At 64.4% G+C, this 18812-nt stretch carries 16 protein-coding genes and 1 pseudogene; 9 read left to right on the top strand and 8 right to left on the bottom strand.

All coding sequences use genetic code 11. The features are described from left to right. Window positions 1–56 precede the first annotated feature (56 nt). Entirely contained in the window at window positions 57–1076 is a 1020-nt protein-coding gene (gntR, locus tag LU688_RS13675) for an HTH-type transcriptional regulator GntR (protein ID WP_094012147.1), read from the bottom strand. A gap of 207 nt (window positions 1077–1283) precedes the next feature. On the opposite strand from gntR, the gene LU688_RS13670 reads away from it, so the two are divergent. From LU688_RS13670 to LU688_RS13660, 3 genes are all read left to right on the top strand, one after another. After that, window positions 1284–1823 (top strand): gluconokinase, encoded by a 540-nt coding sequence (locus LU688_RS13670; RefSeq protein WP_094012146.1) that lies wholly within the window; start codon window positions 1284–1286, stop codon window positions 1821–1823. Window positions 1824–1937: 114 nt separating this feature from the next. Then, window positions 1938–3290: a GntP family permease gene (locus tag LU688_RS13665; RefSeq protein WP_038706074.1), complete on the top strand. Its 1353-nt coding sequence runs from the start codon at window positions 1938–1940 to the stop codon at window positions 3288–3290. Window positions 3291–3398: 108 nt separating this feature from the next. Next, the gene (locus LU688_RS13660) at window positions 3399–3698 is read left to right on the top strand and encodes a hypothetical protein (RefSeq protein WP_023632980.1); all 300 of its coding nucleotides are present in this window, start codon (window positions 3399–3401) and stop codon (window positions 3696–3698) included. Between the two features lie 165 nt (window positions 3699–3863). On the opposite strand, the gene LU688_RS13655 is transcribed toward LU688_RS13660, so the two are convergent. From LU688_RS13655 to LU688_RS13640, 4 genes are all read right to left on the bottom strand, one after another. Further along, a complete protein-coding gene (locus LU688_RS13655; RefSeq protein WP_094012145.1) occupies window positions 3864–5291 on the bottom strand; it encodes a sigma-54-dependent transcriptional regulator in 1428 nt (475 codons plus the stop codon). Further along, window positions 5260–6753 (bottom strand): sensor histidine kinase, encoded by a 1494-nt coding sequence (locus LU688_RS13650; protein ID WP_094012144.1) that lies wholly within the window; start codon window positions 6751–6753, stop codon window positions 5260–5262. Before LU688_RS13650 ends, LU688_RS13655 begins: the two co-directional genes overlap by 32 nt. A 290-nt stretch (window positions 6754–7043) precedes the next feature. Next, complete coding sequence (locus LU688_RS13645) at window positions 7044–8489, bottom strand: ATP-binding protein (protein ID WP_160290694.1); 1446 nt, start codon at window positions 8487–8489, stop codon at window positions 7044–7046. Window positions 8490–8632: 143 nt separating this feature from the next. Further along, window positions 8633–9232, bottom strand: a complete 600-nt coding sequence (locus LU688_RS13640) for a lytic transglycosylase domain-containing protein (RefSeq protein ID WP_094012142.1) — start codon at window positions 9230–9232, stop codon at window positions 8633–8635. Between the two features lie 185 nt (window positions 9233–9417). Here LU688_RS13640 and gspG point away from each other — a divergent pair, with 185 nt between their 5' ends. Further along, a complete protein-coding gene (gene gspG, locus LU688_RS13635; RefSeq protein ID WP_094012141.1) occupies window positions 9418–9843 on the top strand; it encodes a type II secretion system major pseudopilin GspG in 426 nt (141 codons plus the stop codon). 11 nt (window positions 9844–9854) lie between these two features. Then, entirely contained in the window at window positions 9855–11033 is a 1179-nt protein-coding gene (locus tag LU688_RS13630; protein ID WP_094012140.1) for a type II secretion system F family protein, read from the top strand. 22 nt (window positions 11034–11055) lie between these two features. On the opposite strand, the gene LU688_RS13625 is transcribed toward LU688_RS13630, so the two are convergent. After that, window positions 11056–11970: a site-specific integrase gene (locus tag LU688_RS13625; RefSeq protein ID WP_023630795.1), complete on the bottom strand. Its 915-nt coding sequence runs from the start codon at window positions 11968–11970 to the stop codon at window positions 11056–11058. A 215-nt stretch (window positions 11971–12185) separates the two neighbouring features. Here LU688_RS13625 and LU688_RS13620 point away from each other — a divergent pair, with 215 nt between their 5' ends. The 3 genes and pseudogenes from LU688_RS13620 to LU688_RS13610 form a co-directional block, all read left to right on the top strand. Beyond that, window positions 12186–13367, top strand: coding sequence for an NnrS family protein (locus tag LU688_RS13620; protein ID WP_094012208.1), 1182 nt, complete (start codon window positions 12186–12188; stop codon window positions 13365–13367). Window positions 13368–13436: 69 nt separating this feature from the next. Further along, complete coding sequence (locus LU688_RS13615) at window positions 13437–14084, top strand: DUF1345 domain-containing protein (protein ID WP_160290695.1); 648 nt, start codon at window positions 13437–13439, stop codon at window positions 14082–14084. 84 nt (window positions 14085–14168) lie between these two features. Continuing rightward, window positions 14169–14468 (top strand): annotated as a pseudogene (locus LU688_RS13610) (RHS repeat-associated core domain-containing protein); the annotation flags it as partial. A 354-nt stretch (window positions 14469–14822) separates the two neighbouring features. Here the strand turns inward: LU688_RS13610 and LU688_RS13605 are convergent. Continuing rightward, window positions 14823–16067, bottom strand: a complete 1245-nt coding sequence (locus tag LU688_RS13605; RefSeq protein WP_232888227.1) for a pyridoxal phosphate-dependent aminotransferase — start codon at window positions 16065–16067, stop codon at window positions 14823–14825. Window positions 16068–16358: 291 nt separating this feature from the next. Between LU688_RS13605 and LU688_RS13600 the strand changes: the two genes are divergently transcribed. After that, on the top strand, window positions 16359–16622 hold the full coding sequence (locus tag LU688_RS13600; protein ID WP_094012138.1) for a DUF1652 domain-containing protein: 264 nt from the start codon (window positions 16359–16361) through the stop codon (window positions 16620–16622). On the opposite strand, the gene LU688_RS13595 is transcribed toward LU688_RS13600, so the two are convergent. Continuing rightward, window positions 16619–18706, bottom strand: coding sequence for a putative bifunctional diguanylate cyclase/phosphodiesterase (locus tag LU688_RS13595; RefSeq protein WP_094012137.1), 2088 nt, complete (start codon window positions 18704–18706; stop codon window positions 16619–16621). The genes LU688_RS13600 and LU688_RS13595 overlap by 4 nt on opposite strands. Window positions 18707–18812: the final 106 nt, after the last annotated feature.

The raw sequence follows: 18812 nt of genomic DNA, 5'->3' as shown, positions 1-18812 counted from the left end.
GACATTTTTGCCAGGTGGGCGCCGCACGCTAGGTGACAGCCAACGCTGCGCCGGCCTTAGGAACTCTCGCGCACCATCAGCTCGAACCCCAGGTCCTGCTGACCGGTAGCCACCCGCTTGCCATCGAGCAACGCCAGCAGCGCCTGAGCAGCACCACGCCCGACCGCCGCGCGCGGGGTGCGGATCGAGGTCAGGCGTGGGACCATGTGCGCCGAGGCCGGCAGGTCGTTGAAACCGACCATAGCCACCCGGCCCGGCACTTCGATGCCTTCGCGCAACGCCTGCAGCACCGCGCCCTGGGCCAGGTCGTCGTTGCAGAAGAAGATGCCGTCGACATCCGGCGCCTTCGCCAGCAGGCGGCTGAACAGCGTGCCGCCCAGACCGATGGACGAGGGTTGCGGGTCGAGCACTTCGAGCTCGGGGGCTTGCAGACCGGCCTCGGCGAGGGCCTGACGGAAGCCTTCGGCGCGCTGCATTACCCGAGGGTCGAGTTGCGCGGCGATGAACCCCAGGCGTCGGCGGCCACGCTCGATCAGGTGCCGCGCCGCGGCGCGTCCGGCCGCATGCTGGGAGAATCCTACCGACAAGGCATCGCCCTCGCCGCCCAGCTCCATCATGTGCACGCACGGTACCTGGCTCGCGGCCAGCATCTGCCGCGAGGCCTCGCTGCGCTCGAAGCCGGTGAGCAGCACGCCGCAGGGCTGGTAGGCCAGGTAGTTGCGGATCAGGTTCTCTTCCTCGGCGATATCGTAGTGATAGTTGCCAATGAGCACTTCCAGGCCGCGGGGGCGCATCACCTCGTGAATGGCCTCGAGGGTGTCGATGAACAGCTGGTTGGACAACGAGGGGATCAACACCACCACCGACTGGCTGCGCGCCGACGCCAGCGCGCGGGCCGCCGGGTTGGCGACATAGCCAAGGCTCGCCGCCGCGGCCATGACCTTCTGCGCCAGCTCCGGTGCGACCGTACTGACGCCACGCAGGGCGCGGGAGGCGGTGATGGGGGAAACCCCGGAAAGCCTGGCGACTTCAGCCAGGGTGGGACGACCGGTAGTACGCGAGCCAGTACGGGACATGAGTATTGTAATTTTACTGCTTGCAGGAATGGGGAACGGTCACTAAGGTAGCGCTGTCTCTGGATGCAGGCAATGCAATCTTGGTAGCAGGCATGCGTTCAGCGTCCATACTGCCAAAGACAAGATCAATAACACCCGGGAGGGTGGCGCAGGATTTTCGGCTCGTCCCGACCGAGACAGCGCTATCTCACCCAGCAGGAGGTACAGATGAACACTTCCCTGTCCGCGATCGTGGTCATGGGCGTGGCCGGCTGCGGTAAAAGCAGCGTCGGCGCCGCCATTGCCACCCGCAGCGGCGGCCGCCTGATCGAAGGCGATGCCTTCCACCCCGCCGCCAACATCGCCAAGATGAGCGCCGGCATTCCCCTGAACGACGACGACCGTGCCGGTTGGCTGGTGCGCCTGGGCGAGGAGCTGCAGGCCAGCCTCGCTGCGGGTGAACGCCCGATCCTCACCTGCTCGGCCCTCAAGCGCCGCTATCGGGACACCCTGCGCCTGGCCGTGCCCGAGCTGTGCTTCGTGTTTCTCGAGCTGACCCCGCAAGAAGCCGAGAAACGCGTCCTGGCGCGCCCCGGTCACTTCATGCCGGCCAGCCTGATCGACAGCCAGTTCGCAGCGCTGGAGCCGCCGCACGCAGAGCCCCTGACCCTGGCCCTGGACGCCACCCGCCCGCTGCCTACGCTGGCCGAGGACGTGCACCAGTGGCTAAAGCCTTGCGGTGAGCAGGCGCTGGCGCGGACTGCCTGATCCGGCGGTTTTTCCGGCTCACCAAAGACAGCGCTGTCTCCATGCCTTCGCAGGCGCAATGACGCAAGACACGCGATACCAAAACAACAACGAAAAGACCGAGGTTCACGAACCATGTTCGGACTGGCTACCGATACCTTCCTGCTGCTTGACGCGCTGGTCACCATCGTCGGGCTCATCCTGCTGATCACCCATTTCAAGGTCCACCCCTTCGTCGCCCTCACCATAGCCGCGGGCTTTCTCGGCCTGACCTCCGGCATGCCGGTGGCCAAGGTGATGAAGTCGTTCCAGGACGGCTTCGGCGGCGTGCTCGGCTTCGTCGGCATCGTCCTGGCCCTGGGCACCATGCTCGGCAAGCTGATGGCCGACTCCGGCGGCGCCGACCAGATCGCCCAGACCCTGATCCGCGCCTTCGGCAAGCAGAAGGTGCATTGGGCAATGATGTTCGCCGCCTTCCTGGTGGGCATCCCGCTGTTCTTCGAGATCGGCTTCGTACTGCTGATCCCGCTGGTGTTCATCGTCGCCCGCCGCTCCGGCGTGTCGCTGGTGAAGATCGGCATCCCGCTGCTGGCGGGCCTGTCGGTGGTGCACGGCCTGGTGCCACCGCACCCGGGGCCGTTGCTGGCGATCGGCATCTTCCATGCCGACATCGGCAAGACCATCTTCTATGGCCTGCTGGTGGCCCTGCCCACTGCGGTGATTGCCGGCCCGCTGTTCGGTAATTTCATCTCGCGCTATATCCCTGGCAACCCGTCCCAGGAGCTGATGGACCAGATCGCTCGCGAGTCGAACCAGCAGAACCTGCCCAGCTTCAGCGTGACCCTGATCACCGTGCTGCTGCCGGTGGTGCTGATGCTGCTCAAGACCTTCGCCGACGTGGTACTGCCAGCCGAGCACATCGTGCGCCAGTGGATGGACCTGATCGGCCACCCTATCACCGCCCTGCTCGCTGCCCTGCTGCTGGCCTTCTACACCTTCGGTTCGGCCCGTGGCTTCAACCGCCAGCAGATCATGAAGATGCTCGACCAGAGCCTGGCCCCCACCGCCGCCATCGTGCTGATCGTCGGCGCCGGCGGCGGCTTCAAGCAGATGCTGGTGGACACCGGCGTGGGCAACGTGATCGGACAGATGGCGGTGCAGGCCGAGATCTCGCCGATCATGCTGGCCTGGCTGGTGGCGGCGGTGATCCGCATCGCCACTGGCTCGGCCACGGTGGCCACCATCACCGGTGCCGGCATCGTCGCCCCGGTGATCGACCTGGTGCCGGGGGTCAACCGCGAACTGCTGGTGCTGGCCACCGGCGCCGGCTCGTTGATCCTGTCCCACGTCAACGACGCCGGTTTCTGGCTGGTCAAGCAGTACTTCAACATGACCGTGGCCGAGACCTTCAAGACCTGGAGCATGATGGAAACCATCCTCTCGGTGGTCGGCATCATCTTCATCATGTTGCTGTCGATGGTGGTGTGACCGTTGGTCGCCGTGATGGCACCTTGCTGATGGGGTCATGGCCCAAATGAGAACAAGGCCCTGCGCAGGCAGGGCCGACTTCTTGTCATCGCAAAGGAGCTTGCCCGCATGAAACATTCCTTCCTGCTTGCCGCCCTGCTCGCCTCGCCCCTGGCCTTCGCCGCCGGTACCGGCGCCACCTACCCTGACGACCCGCACAACCCGGCGCCCAAGCCCGGCGTGGATAGCACCCTCAACCCGATTGAAAAGCCCATGCCACGGGATACCGACCCGCGGATCAAGGGCAATGACCCGGACAGCCCGCCGGCCGAGCAGAACAATGATCGCGACCTGCCGGGGATGGGGGACAGCGGCTCGGAGGGGATGGGGCGTGAAGGCGGAGGGTCGGGCAACGGCGGTAAGCCCTAAGCTTTGTGAAACCAGGCGTTACTCAGCACAGTACGATCCAGCCGGCTCCCACAGGGACCGCGCAATTGCTGAATTCTGCGCTGTACCTGTGGGAGCCGGCTTGCCGGCGATGGGCTGCATGGCAGCCCCACAAACGCGAAACTGACAGGCAATCAGCCCGCCCGCTCACCACTGCCGTTTGTCCGGCCGGGTCAACCCAAGCTTCTCGATCTTGTAGCGCAACATGTCCCTCGACAGCCCCAACAGCCGTGCCGACTTGGTGACGTTCCAGTCGGTGCGGTCGAGGGTGCGGCAGACCATGTCGCGCTCCATGTCCGGCAGGCTGGCCGCTGCCGCTGGCTCATGGCGTGGCGCCTCGAATGCCAGCACCTGCGCCGGCTGCGCCAGCGGTTCGTCGACCAAGGTCATGCACAGGTTCAACTGGTGGGCGCTGATCACCTCGCTGGGCGCCAGCAACACCGTCTGCTCGAGCATGTTGCGCAATTCGCGGACGTTGCCAGGCCAGCTGTAACCCAGCATCAGCGCCTCGGCCTCGGCCGAGAAGCGCAGGTTGGGCTTACCGTAGCGCCGCCCGTGGTGGGCCAGGAAGTGCCGGGCCAGGCGCAAGATGTCCTGGCCACGGGCAAACAGGCGCGGCACCTTGAGGGCAATGATGCGCAGGCGGAAGAACAGGTCGCGGCGGAACTTGCCCTGCTGGACCATCTGCTCCAGGTTGCAGTTGGTGGCGCTGATCACCCGCAGGTCGACCTTACGCTCCTTGACCGCGCCGATACGGCGAATGGTGCGGTCCTCCAGCAGCTTGAGCAGCTTGGCCTGCAGCACCAGGTCCATCTCGCCGATCTCGTCGAGGAACAGGGTGCCACCGTCGGCCGCCTCGACCAGGCCCACGCGACGCTCCTTGGCATCGGTGAAGGCGCCTTTCTCATGCCCGAACAGCTCGGCCTCCAGCAGGTTGGCCGGAATCGAGGCGCAGTTGAACTCGATGAACGGCCCCTTGGCCCGGCTGCCATCGAAATGCAGGGCGCGCGCCACCAGCTCCTTGCCGGTGCCGGTCTCGCCTTCGACCAGTACCGGCGGCAGGTCGCCGCTGACCATGCGCCGCTCGGCATCGAGCAGCTGCTGCAAGGTGTGCTTGAGTTCGAGCATGGCCGGCGACTCGCCGATCAAGGCCTGCAACCCGGATTTCTGCGCCTCGCGCTCCTGGTAGAACGACAGCGTGCGCTCCATGCGCTCGGCGGCCAGGGCCTTGTCCAGCATCAGCTTGAGCTCGGCCAGCACCACCGGCTTGGTGAGGTAGTGGAACGCACCCTCCTTCATGGCCAGCACGGCGTCCTCGACGTTGCCGTAGCCGGTCATCATGATCACCTTGAGCTCCGGTGCCTGCGCCACCAGCGTGCGCAACAGCTCGTGGCCGCTCATGCCAGGCAGCGAATTGTCGGTCAGCACGGCGTCGGGCCGGGCGCGCTTGATCTGCTCCAGCGCCAGTTCCGCGCTGTGGCACACCGTGACCTCGAAGCCTTTGAGGTTCAGGTAGGTGCGAATGTTGTCGGCAAGGATTTCATCATCCTCGACCACCAGGATGCTGTGCTCCATGGTCCCCTCCCGCTGCAATATTGAAAGTCAGGCTGACGCGGGTTCCTTCCTCTTCGCGGCTGGTCAGTTCAACCGCGCCGCCAAAGCGCTCCATGATCCTTTTGACCAGGGCCAGGCCAACACCCAGGCCGCCTTGCTTGGTGGTGAAGAACGGCTTGAACACCATGCGCCGCTGCTGCTCGCTCATGCCCTTGCCGGTATCGCTGAGCTGCAGTTGCGCCTGCTGCCCCTCCAGCTGGCGCACCTCGGCGCGCAGCTCGCCACCCTGGGGCATGGCCTCCAGGGCGTTGGCAAACAGGCTGTTGAGGATCTGCGTCAGTTGCAACGGCTGGCTGGCCACCCATTGCGTCGCTGGCCCGTGGAAGGCGAAGCGCACGTTGTTGCGCTCGATCTGCGGGGCGAAGGCCTGCCGCGCATCCTCGACAGCCGCCACCAGGTCGACCGACTCGGCTTCGTCGCTGGTCGGGCGCAGCGACACCAGCAGGTCGCGGACCCAGCGCGACATGCGGTCGACCTGGGTGATGATGTCGCCGATGTTCTTCTGCGCCGCCGGGCTGGCGATGTCCTGGGCCAGTTCTGCGCTGGAGCGGATATTGGCCAGCGGGTTGCGCAGGCTGTGGGCCAGCGCGGAGGACATCTCGCCCAGGGCCACATAGGTTTCGCTGGCCACCAGGCGGTCTTGCTGGTGATGCAGCAGGCTGGCGGCGCGGCGCACGATCCAGAACAGCCCGAAGTAGATCAGCGCCCCTCCGACCAGTGTGGAGGCCCAGATCAGCACATAACCGCGATGGATGCGCCGCACCAGGTCATGCGGCTCCTTGTAGATCTCGACCATCGCCAGCACCTGCTCGCCCTGGCTGTCGAACAAGGGGATGTAGTTCTCGATGAACAGGTGCCGGGGCTCGCGCTGGAACTTCTGTTCTTCGCGCTCCTCGTCGGCCTTGTGATAGCTGGCCGACACCGACTTTCGCGAGCGGAAAGCGTGCTCCAGGTCGTCATCTTCATCGATGCGCTGGCCGATCAGCTGCGGGTTGGTCGACCACGCCACCGTACGGTCGCGGGCATAGACATTGGCTAGCAAGGTGTCGGGGAGGTGCGCGACGTGGTCAAGGAACTCTACCCTTGTCGACTCGGCCTGTTGAGGGGTGAACTGCAGGTGCTGCTGGTCGAGGCGCGGATCGAGCAATTCACCCATGGTGATACCCGGCGGCAGCTGCGAGTGCCGCACCTCGGCCTGCGCCATGGCCTGGATGAACTGGGCGGTGAGCATGGCATCGCGCTCCACGCTGTCGCGCACCACGAAACGGGTCGAAACGTAGCCCAGGCCACCGGCCACCGAGGCGATGATCAGCAGACTGACCAGCGAGAACCAGCGTAGCAGGTTGAACTCCTGCAACGGTGTGGCCAACTCGCTAGCGGGCGGCGCGGCCTTGTCGGGGGCACTGTTTTCGAGCGTCTGCATCGCGTCGTCCCACCTGGAGGCCGATGAGGCTCACCGGCATGCTGCTCTGCTACTGGCAGTAGCAAAGTGAATCCACCGAGCCCCTGCCGAAAGTTTCAGCGCGGGCTGAAAGAGTGACAGCAAAAACCTGGCCAATAACGGTGTACTGGTTTTTTCTTTTTAGATCATTGGCTTGTAACGTTTTCTTGATTTCACTCTTTGGGTAAACCCCCACTGTTGGGTATAGGTTACCCAATTGATAACAATTACATATAAATCAATATCTTATGAAAGGAATTTAATGTTAGAGATTAAATACCTGTCACCTTGAAATTCAATATTACCCGGGTCCCCGCCCCCTCACGACTGCTCAACCGAACCGAGCCGCCGAAGCGCTCCATGATCCTCTTGACCAGCATCAGCCCCACCCCAACGCCGCCTTGCTTGGTGGTGAAAAATGGCCGGAACGCCAGGCGCTGCTGTTGTTCATTCATGCCCTTGCCAGTGTCCGAAAGCCGCAGGCTCAGGCTGCGGCGGTCGTGGCGTACCACTTCGACCCGTAGCTCGCCACCGGCCTCCATGGACTCCAGAGCGTTGACGATCAGGCAACTGAAGATCTGCCCAAGCAGCACCGGTTGGCCCAGCACCTTGACGCTCGGCAGCTCAGGCACAAGCAAGCGCACGCCGCCGCGCTCAAGCGCCTGGGTGAACGCCTGCAGGCTGTCGCGCAGGCTCTGCGCCACATCCACCGGCACGGCCTCGTCACCGAGCGGTCGCAACGACTGCAACAGCTCACGCACCCACTGCGACATTCGGTCGACCTGGCTGATGATGTCGCTGATGTTCTTCTGCGCCGGGCCATCGTCGAAAGCCTGGGCCAGTTCGGCGCTGGAGCGAATGCTGGCCAGCGGGTTGCGCAGACTGTGGGCCACCGCCGACGACACCTCGCCCAGGGCCACGAAGGTTTCGTTGCCGATCAGCCGCTGCTGCTGCACCGCCATCAGCCGCGCGGCGCGGCGCATGATGCCGTACAGGCCGACATACACCAGGCCCGCACCCACGGCGATGGCCAGCCAGATCAGCAGCAGGCCGTGCTCGATGCGCGCGATCAGGTCGTGGGGTTCCTTGTAGATTTCGACCATCGCCATGACGTTTTCGCCGTCGGCGTCGAACAAGGGGATGTAGTTCTCGATGAACAGTTGCTCGGGCGGGGTGACGAACTTCTGCTCGCTGCGCGCCTGCTCGAAGTCATGGTAGCTGGCCGACACGCGCATCTTGTACTCGAAGGCCCGGTCGAGGTCGTCATCCCATGCGATCAGCTTGCCGATCAGCGCCGGGTTGCTCGACCAGATCACCGTGCGGTCGGGTGCGTAGATATTGGCCAGGAGCATGTCCGGCAAGTGCGCAATATGGTCGAGGAACTCGCCACGGGCTCGGCGCCGCGCCTCGGGATCGACATCGGGCAAGGCATGGTCGGTACGTGGGTCGAGCAATTCGCCCATGGTGCGCACATTGGGGATCGCGACATGACGCACTTCGGCGTCAGCGATGGAGGTAATGAACTGGGCGGTGAGCAAGGCATCGCGCTCCACGCTCTCGTCAATGATGAAGCGGCTGGAGATCACGCCCAGGCCGCCCCCCACCGACAGGATGATCGCCAGGCTGACCCAGGCGTACCAACGCAGCATGTGGAATGGCTTGCGCGCCGGGCCGGCTTCACTCGGCTGCAGCGTGTCGTGACGGGGGGCGAGGTCCATGGCGGGCTCCACGACTGGGCACCTTTACAGGTTATAGCCCAAAGTTGGGGAAAGCATGGCTCAGGTGAGGCTATTGAGCGCGTGAGGGCCGGCAGGTGCTCACCGCGTCCCTTGCAGACGCTGCAAGGATCACGGAGCCCCCCTCAAAGCGGCGCATCCCCAGCCAGCCCGCGCAGCAGGCGATAGTCACGCAACACATTCGGCACGTAGCGCTGGGTCTCGGCGAACGGCGGTACCACCCGCCCACGGCTGAGAACCGCCTCAGGCCCCGCGTTATAGGCCGCCACGGCCAAGGTGATGTCGTTGTCGAACAACGTGAGCATGCGCTTGAGGTAGCGCGCCCCACCCTGCACGTTGGCCTGTGGATCGAGTACATCCTTGACACCCATCTCCTTCGCCGTGTCCGGCATCAGTTGCATCAGCCCCGCCGCACCTTTGGCCGAGCGAGCCTTGGGGTTATAGCCGGACTCGGCCTTGATCAGCGCATGCAGCAACGCCTGGGGTACACCGTGGGCCAGCGCGGCGGCCGCCACCAGGTCGGCGTAGGGTCGCCCGGTGATCAGTTGCGCATTGACCGGCCCGCCCGCTGTCGGGCGTTCGCTGATGACCCGGTCGTAGTGCCGGCCAGGCCGGTGCACGTTGGACAGCACGAAGCCGCCCTTGCCATCGCTCGAGACATAGATGTCGGCCTGGGCGGCGAATGCCATCAGCCCCGCCACCAGCCCCAGGATCAGTCCTCGCATGTCGTTCGCCTCCCGCCGCAAATAACCCAAGCGTGCCCCCCGAAGTGGGGGAGATGCCCCGTTAACCCGGGCTTTGCGACTACGACGCAAGCCGCGTGCCGCCTCTGCGGCCCATGGCGCAAGGGCCCGGGGCAGACGTGCACGGCTGTTGCATGGCTGGGGTAAATGCACCGGAGGGTTTCACCATGCAACGCAGCATCCGTACCCAACGCGGCTTCACCCTGCTTGAACTGTTGGTGGTGCTGGTGGTGCTGGGCCTGTTGGCCGGCATCGTCGCGCCCAAGTACTTCAGCCAGCTGGGCCGCTCCGAGGCCAAGGTGGCCCGGGCGCAGATCGAGGGGCTGGGCAAGGCCCTGGACCTCTATCGCCTGGAGGTCGGCCACTACCCCAGCAGCGAGCAGGGCCTGCAGGCCCTGGTGGTCGCGCCAGGTGGCGAAGCGCGCTGGTCGGGCCCCTACCTGCAGAAGGCCGTGCCACAGGACCCTTGGGGCCGCCCCTACATCTACAAGCAGCCCGGCGAGAACGGCAGCGAGTACGACCTGCTGTCGATGGGCAAGGACGGCCAACCCGGTGGTGACGGCGAAAACGCCGAAATCACCAGCTGGCAATGAGGAACCCGGCCATGCGCTATCAGCTCAAGGCCCTGGGCAGCCAGGGCGTGGTGCAATTGCAGGTGGAGGCCGAGGACAGCGACCAGGCCCGGCGCCAGGCCGAGGACCAGGGGCTGCGCGTGCTCAGCGTGCGCAGCCAGGGGCTGGCCCTGCGACGACGCGTGGCGGCGTTCGACCTGATGCTGTTCAGCCAGGAGCTGACCACCTTGCTCGGCGCCGGCCTGCCGCTGATCGACGCCCTCGAGAGCCTGACCGAGAAAGCCCCGGGCGGCGCGACGCGCAAGACCCTGGAGCAACTGGTGCGCCAACTCTATGAGGGGCGCTCGCTGTCCCAGGCCCTGGCCCAGCAGCCGCGGGTGTTCCCCACCCTGTACGTGGCCCTGGTGCAGTCCAGCGAGCGCACCGGCGCATTGGGCGATGCCCTCACCCGCTACATCAGCTATCGCCAGCGGCTGGATCTGGTCCGCCAGAAGCTGGTCGGTGCCTCGGTCTACCCGCTACTGCTGTTGCTGGTGGGCGGCGGCGTGGTGCTGTTCCTGCTGGGGTACGTGGTGCCCCGCTTCAGCCTGGTGTTCGAGGGCATGGGGACCGAACTGCCGTGGCTGTCGCGAGTGCTGATGCAGATCGGTCTGTTCCTGCATGCCCAGCAGTTGCCGCTGGGGCTGGGTACGCTTGTCGGCGTCGGCACCCTCGTCGCCCTGCGCCGCCACCCGGCCGTGCGCCGTGGCGCCGGCCGCCTGCTGCTCCGACTGCCCGCGCTGCACCAGCGCCTGATGATGTATGAGCTGGCGCGCTTCTACCGGTCGCTGGGGATCTTGCTGCAAGGGGGCATTCCCATCCTCACCGCGCTGGGCATGGCCCGCGGCCTGCTGGGCAGCACTGCGGCCGAGGGTCTGGAGCAGGCCAGCCAACGGGTTGCCGAGGGCCTGCCGTTGTCCGATGCGCTGCAGGCCGGCCAACTGGTGACCCCCGTCTCGTTGCGCCTGCTGCGTGCCGGCGAACAATCGGGCAACCTGGGTGAGATGCTCGAGCGTTGCGCCGACTTCCACGACCAGGAAATCGGCCGCTGGGTAGAGTGGTTCGTGAAATTGTTCGAGCCGCTGTTGATGACCTTTATCGGCCTGCTGATCGGGCTGATCGTGATCCTGATGTACATGCCGATCTTCGAACTGGCATCAAGCATTCACTAATGCTTGCAGGCAAATGCAGTGATCAGTAGTCGAAGCGCTCCACCGCCCTGCGTCGCTCGTTGTCGTCGCGTCGGTCATACCCGGCGGTGGTCTGGATATTGGCGTGGTGCGCAAGCTTCTGCGCGATCGACAGGTCGTGTTCCTCGATCACCCGGGTGATAAATGCCCGGCGAAAATCATGGGGCATGATCTTGGCGCCCACCTGTGCCCCGCGCTGGCGGGCGATGTAGTAGATGGCGTGCTTGGTGATGCGCGCGCGGGTGATGTGGCTGCCACGGCGGATGCGGTTGAACAGGAAGCTGTCGTCACGCTCGCCGGCCGGCAGGTGCTGGCGACGCAGGTCGAGCCAGGCCTGCAACTTGTCGAAGGCCCAGGCCGGGGCATACTTGACCAACTGACGGTTGCCCTTGGCCAGCACTTGCACGCTGCGCTCCTGGAAATCCACCTGGTCAAGGTTCACATCGACCGATTCCGATTTGCGCATCCCGGTGCCGTAGAGCAACGCCAGGATGGCTGCGTCTCGCACACCCTGTGGGCGCGGGTCGGCGGCGCACACGTCCATCAGCTCGCGGATCAGGCTGCGCCGCAAGTTGCGCCCCGGTGGCAGGCGGCTACCAGCTGCTGGCTTGACCTCGCGGATCATCAACAACTGCTCGTGCTCGATCAAACCCTGGCGCCAGGCTTCGTTCATCACTCCACGCACGGCATTGACGTACAACGACGATGTGTTGGGCGCGTAACCATCGGCACGCAGCGCAGCGACCAGGGCGATCACATGGCCAGGCTCGAGGCGGTGCCAGGGCACCTCGGCGATATCGCAGTCGGCAAACCCGAGGCGGTCGGCGGCGTCCTGAAGGATGTAGCGCATGGTCAGCTGGCTGGACGGGGCCAGACGGGCGAGGTACTGCAGCAGTGGATTGCGCAGGAGGTCGGTCACAACGGGGATCCTGTAGCAAAGCCGCCCTGGTTATCGAGGCAAGGCGAAGCAAAGCGAGTCATTTAAACCATGACAAAGGTCAAAAAGACTACATCATAAAGAAGTCATAATAACTACAAATAGTGCCATCACCTTGATATTCAAGGCTTTTGAACGCTGGCATGGTTCGTGATGGTACCCCATTCAACCATTTCGATCGAACCAAGGTCCTCGCCATGCTCGTCCAGCCGATCACCGCCCGCCCCCGCCAGGCTCTCTGGGCCCTGGGTTTTCGACCCTTCTTCCTCGGCGGCAGCCTGTTCGCCCTGGTTGCCCTGCTGTTGTGGTCCGGCGTGCTCGTCGGCATATACGAGCTCGAACCGGCCGGCGGAATGCTCGCCTGGCACCGTCACGAAATGCTGTTTGGCTTCGCTGTGGCCATAGTCGCCGGCTTCCTGCTCACGGCGGTGCAGAACTGGAGTGGCATCCCGGGTCTCAGTGGCCGACCGCTGCAGGGACTGTTCCTGCTCTGGCTGCTGGGCCGGGCAAGTTGGTTCCTGCCCTTGCCCGCCTGGCTCCTGGTGCTGATAGAGGGCGCGTTCCTGCCCCTGGTGGCGCTGGCCCTGGCGCGACCGATCATCCAGCGACGGCTGCGCAACAACTACCCCATCATCGGCCTGGTATTGCTCATCGCGGCTTGCCAGTGGCTGACCCTCATAGGCTGGCTGCGCGACGACCCGCTGTGGCAACGGCGAGGCGTACTCGCCGGGCTGTGGCTGGTGGCGGCGATGATGAGTGTGATAGGTGGCAGGGTCATCCCGTTCTTCACCCGCCGTGGCTTGGGCATCATGAGCCCGACGCCGGCCCGGCCATGGCTGGACCGCGCCTGCCTGCTGGGCAGCGTGGCGCTGCCGCTGACCTATGTGCTTGGACTCAACGACGCATCACACCCCCTGATGGCCGTGCTGTTCGCCGCCCTGGCCGTGCTGCATGGTGTGCGCCTGGTGCTGTGGCACGACCGTGGCCTGTGGCATATGCCGCTGCTGTGGTCGCTGCACCTGGCCTACGCCTGGCTGATTCCCGCCTGCCTGGGGTTGGCGCTGTGGCATGCCGGGGTGCCGATCAACCCTAGCCTGGCCGCCCATGCACTGACGGTCGGCGCCATGACCGGGCTGATCGTGGCGATGATGGCGCGGGTCAGCCTGGGGCATACCGGACGCCCTCTTCAGGTACCCCGCAGCATGAGTTGGGCATTCGCACTGATCCAGCTGGCGGCACTGGCGCGCGTGATCGTAGCGCCGTTCACGCCGCTGGGGCTGGGGTTGTCGGTATTGTTCGCCAGCGCGGCGCTGCTGCTGTTCCTCTGGCACTACCTGCCGATCCTGCTGCGTGCGCGGGTGGACGGCATGCCGGGCTAGCGGGCTGGCCCCGCGACAGGGCCGCATCTGGTCTACAGTTGAAGTCACGTTCAACCGCCAAGGGACCGCATGGCCTTCCACCACCTCACTCGCACCCACCCGCGCCTGAGCATTGCCACCCTGGCCGGCCTGCTCGGCGGCTGGCTGATCCCCGCCGGCGATACCGTGCAGCATATCCTCGTCGGCTGGAACCTCGGCGTCTGGCTTTACCTGGCCATGGTCCTGTGGCTGAGCCTGCGGGCCAATGCCGAGCGGGTGCGCAAGGTCGCCCGCATCGAAGATGAAAACGCCGGCCTGGTGCTGATCACCGTGTGCGTCTCGGCCATCGCCAGCCTGGCGGCGGTCACCCTGCAACTGGTGTCCAGCCGCGGCCTGGAAGGCAGTGCCCTGGCCTTGCACTACCTGTACACCGGGCTGACGGTGGCGGGTTCCTGGTTGCTGATCGGCTGCATCTTCAGCCTGCACTACGCCCGACTGTTCTACACCGGTGACCGCCATGAGCCCCCGCTGCGCTTTGCCGATGGCGAGCGCAACCCGGACTACTGGGACTTTCACTACTTCTCGTTCACCATCAATGTCGCCGTGCAAACCTCGGACATCGGCGTCGGCGGGCGGGCCATGCGTCGGGTGGTGCTGGCCCACTCACTGGTAGGCTTCGTGTTCAATACGGCGATCCTGGGGTTCACCATCAATATCGCCGCCGGACTGCTCGGATAAAGCAACTGACAGAACTGTCAGTGGACAGCCGGACATTGTCGAGGCCAATCTCCGTCATGCCTTGTTTGTTCGGAGTTTCGGATCATGACGCGGATGGCTGCAATGCAGTGCGATCGGGCAGGTAGCGTTATGGGCACGACCGCTATCCCCTCAAATCGGGCCTACTCGCCTTACGGGCACTGCAAGACTGTCAAGACAAGAACATTGCTTGCCTATACCGGGCAACCTTTCGAACGGTCTGCACATGGCTATCTGCTGGGCAATGGGTATCGCTTGTACGTTCCTTCGCTGATGCGCTTTGTGCAAGCAGATGGGTTGTCGCCTTTCAACAAAGGAGGGATCAATAGCTATGGCTATTGTCAGGGCGACCCGGTAAACAGATCGGACACAAATGGCCGCCAGTGGAGGCGAACAACGCAGCAACCATTACCATCAAGCAACCTGTCAAACATGTCCCTCATGTGTTTCTTGCATGAGGCTAATCCTGGGAACCAGAGAGAGGTGCTGCACACTGCCGAGTTTGCTTTGAAGATGGCCCAGCATGCCAACCTCATGTTTCAAAAAGGAGCCGTTTCGCTAGACAGCATAGGCCTCCACAGTTCTGCTCTCGTTGTGGCATCCGTTCCCGCTGTAATGATCTCGATCAAACTCTATCTGCAGGGGGAAGATCGTTTCCTCGTATTCCCCACAGATCTACTTGACCACCTACGCCCTACAAGCACATTGCAGCCCCCTACGTCACCTGGCAGTCAAGTCAATCAGGCCCTGCCTCATGGTGCCGTCCAACCCGGGACCGTATTCCAGGTCTCCGGCAACATTGAATCCATCCGCCAAACGCCGGACACACGCGATGATTCGCCGACATAGATGCTCGAGTAGCTGCGCATCGAGCACCAACCCCATTCGCACATGTCCTGCCGCACTGGGACCGAAGCCGGCACCCGGCAACACTGCCATGCCCTCCTCGTCCAAAAGACGCTGGGCGAATGCTTGGGCGTCGAGCCCAGTACCTCGTATATCCAACATCACGAACATGCCGCCGGCCGGCCGGTGAACATGAATGCCTGGGCACTCTTCCAGCACCGCGCACACTCGGTCGCATCGTTCACGATATGCATCGCGCATCCGCAGCAGGTCGTCCCGCCCCTGCTCCAGGGCCACACAGGCCGCCTGCATGACGAACTCTGGTAGGCCGAACAGCATGCTCATCACCAGGTTACCGAGGTGTCGGGCGAATTCCGGCGGCCCGATCACCCAGCCGACGCGCCAGCCACTCATGGCGTGGGACTTGGACAGGCTGCCGATCGACACACAGCGCTCGGTCATGCCCGGCAGGCCCAGCGGATTCGCTGCCTCGCCGTCGTAAAGCAGTGACTGGTAGACATCGTCGCAGATCAGCCACAAGTCGTATTCCTGGCACAACCGCGCCAGGCACTTCAGATCAGCCAGGCCGATTACCGTCCCCGTGGGGTTGTGCGGGCTGTTGAGCAGAAGCCCGCGAGTGCGCGGCGTGATCGCCCGGGCCACTTCCGCTGGGTCCAGGCGGAACCCCTGCTCCGGCCGCACCGGCACCTGCACGGCGCGCGCGCCGCAGGCACCGAAAACCGTCTGATAGGTGACGTACATGGGCTCGGCGACGATCACCTCGTCATCCGCCTCGAACAGGCACTGGCAGGTCGCGAACAGCCCGCACTGGGCCCCGGCGGTCACCACCACACGCTCGGGGTCGGCCAGCTGACAGTGGCGCGCCACAGCCTGGCGCAGGGCGAGGCTGCCGCGCACATCGCTGTAATGGGTTTCGCCTCGACGCAGGCTGGCAACAGCCGCCTCGACCACCGGGGCTGGCGTGTCGAAGTCTGGATCGCCCACCGACAGCAGGAAGATCTCGCGCCCCTGACGGCGCTGCTCAAGGGCCTGATAGTGGATGTCCCAAGCCGCAGCTGCGTGACCGGCGATGCGTTGGGTGAGCGTGGAATACCGCATGACTGTCTCCCTGTCTGCCGGCCGGCACCGCTGGTCCGAAAAGCGCTGAGGGTAAACATAGCAGAGCGCTGCTGGCTGCCGGGCGCCACCCACGGGGAAAACGTTTGCCTGGCCCCTGCGAAACCACCGTTCATCGTGACAGGACTGTGAAGGCCGTCATGCATTAGTACATCTGCCATATTTTCCTGCGAATACTGACATGGCAGGTGCTAAGGTTAGAGTCCTGACGGCCAGGACGGTGTACCCTGATACGGCTTTGCAATCACCACGTTCACGAACAAGGAGGCTGGCATGAACAAGATGACGTTCCCCAACGCCTGCCAGGTGATGCGTTGGCATTTTCATCCGCTTGGTTTCGAGGCCAGCATGGACGCTCCGCGCAGCATGGTCGCCCGGCTGTTCGACCGTGCCACCGGCGAGACGCTGCTGGCCATTGCCGGCATTCCCTGCGCAACCATCATGCACGCCACCGATGTCGAGCGGATCATCGAGGCCGTGGAGGCCGAGATGGAGACCTTCGACCTGCTCGCCAGCCCACTGCGCAGCGCTGTCTAGCCTACCTGAGCCTGACGCGCATTGAGCGCCTGCAATCCTTTCATGAACTGGTCGGGCGGTACCGGCTGGCCAAGCAGATAACCTTGCAGCGAATCGCAACCCAGGCGGGTGAGGAATTCCTGCTGGCCGTCGGTTTCGACGCCTTCGGCGACAATGCGCAAGCCCAGTGCCTGGCCCAGGGCGACGATGGCCGAGACGATCGCTGCGTCATCGCTATCCTGCTCCAGGTCGCGCACGAAACCGCGGTCGATTTTCAGTTCGTTAGCCGGCAGGCGCTTGAGGTACATCAGGCTGGAATAGCCGGTACCGAAATCATCGATGGACAGGTCCACGCCCATGTCCGAGAGGCGCTGAAGCACCTGGAGACTGGCGTCGGCATCGCGCATGGCAGTGGTTTCGGTGATTTCCAGGGTCAGGCGATTGGCCGGCAGGTCGTTTTCCTCCAGCGCCCGCGCCACGCTGTCGACTAACCCGACATGGCAGAACTGGATGGCCGACAGGTTCACCGCAATTCGCCATTGCTCATTGCCTTGGCCCAGCCACTGGCGCATCTGCCGACAGGCTTCACCCAACACCCATTCGCCGATCGGTATGATCAGCCCGGTCTTTTCCGCCAGGCCGATAAAACGGTCCGGCAGCATCAGCCCATGTTGCGGGTGTTCCCAGCGCAGCAGGGCCTCGGCACCGATGGGCAGACGCTGCGCGGCATCGAACTTGGGCTGATAGTGCAGGCGGAACTGGCCATGGTCCAGGGCCGTGCGCAGATCCTGCAGCAGCTGCAGTTGCTGGCGCGCATTGCTGTTCATCGAACCATCGAAAAAGCTGTAACCGTTCTTGCCGGCGCTCTTGGCGTGGTACATGGCGGCGTCGGCGTTGCGCAGCAGTTCGTGCTGGTCCAGGCCGTTGCCGGGATACATCACGATGCCCAGGCTCGCCGACAACTGCAGGTCATGCTCGGCCACACGGAACGGCTTGGACATCAGGTTGACTTGCTTGGCCGCGACATTCATGGCGTCATCCGGCTCGTCCAACTCCACCAGCAGCACGAATTCGTCACCGCCGATGCGCGCCAGGGTGTCCTGGCTATGCAGGTGGCCGCGCAACCGCGCCGCCACCGCCTTGAGCAGCAAGTCGCCGACATGGTGGCCGAAGGCGTCGTTGACCGGTTTGAAGCCGTCCAGGTCGATGAACATCAGCGCGAAACAGCCCCCCTGCTCTGCAACGCGGCCGATGGCCTGGTCGATCCGGTCGGCCAGCAGCGTGCGGTTGGGCAGCCCGGTCAGGGTGTCGTGCAAGGCCAACTGGGTCAGTTCCTGGTTGGCCAGGGTCAGCGAGCGTGCCAGTTCCGCCGTACGCGCTTCCAGCCGGGCGTCGAGCACCGAAGTCAGCAAGGCCACCGCCAGCACTGCCAAGGTAGTGATCAGCACCAGGTAATCCAGGCCGTCCCCCGCCAATCCCGTGGTCAATGCCCCGCAGAAACTGCCCGCAGGGAAATTGGCCGCCGCCATGCCGGTGTAGTGCATGCCGACGATGGCGATCCCCATCACCACCGCCGCCACGCCACGGATCTGCCGTACATAGGGCGTGTGCTGGCGCAGGCGGAAGGCTATCCAAAGCGCCGCCGCCGAAGCCCCCACCGCGATGGCCAGGGAGGCGCCGAACAACGTCGGATCGTAGTCGATGCCCGGTTGCATGCGCAGAGCGGCCATGCCCATGTAGTGCATGCAGGCGATGCCGGTGCCCATGATCAAGGCACCGAAGGCCAGTTGTAGCCAAGGTAGCTTTGGCTGGCTCACCAGCCACAGGGCGAAACCCGACGAAGCCACCGCGATCAGCAGCGACAGGCCGGTCAGCGCAGTGTCGTAACCCAGCTCGATGGGCAGGCTGAACGCCAGCATGCCGATGAAGTGCATCGACCAGATGCCGATTCCCATGGCCAGCGCTCCGCCGCCCATCCACAGGTACACCGCCCGGCCCTTGGCCGTGGCGATGCGCCCGGTCAGGTCCAGGGCCGTGTAGGAGGCAAGGATGGCCACGCACAGCGAGATCAACACCAGCGAGGAGGAGTAGCTACCGATCAGCATTCGCACTTCCAGGAACGAACCCGGCAGGCCGGGGAAAAGCCGATGATTGTACTCAAGCTTTGCTGAAACGCACGGGCTTTTCGCGCTTCTTGATGGATCCAAAATC

The sequence above is a fragment of the Pseudomonas soli genome, from assembly GCF_021283165.2.
Taxonomy (GTDB): Bacteria; Pseudomonadota; Gammaproteobacteria; order Pseudomonadales; family Pseudomonadaceae; genus Aquipseudomonas; species Aquipseudomonas soli.
The sequence above is the reverse complement of the archived record's forward strand: the minus strand, read 5'-3'. Positions and strand labels throughout refer to the sequence as shown.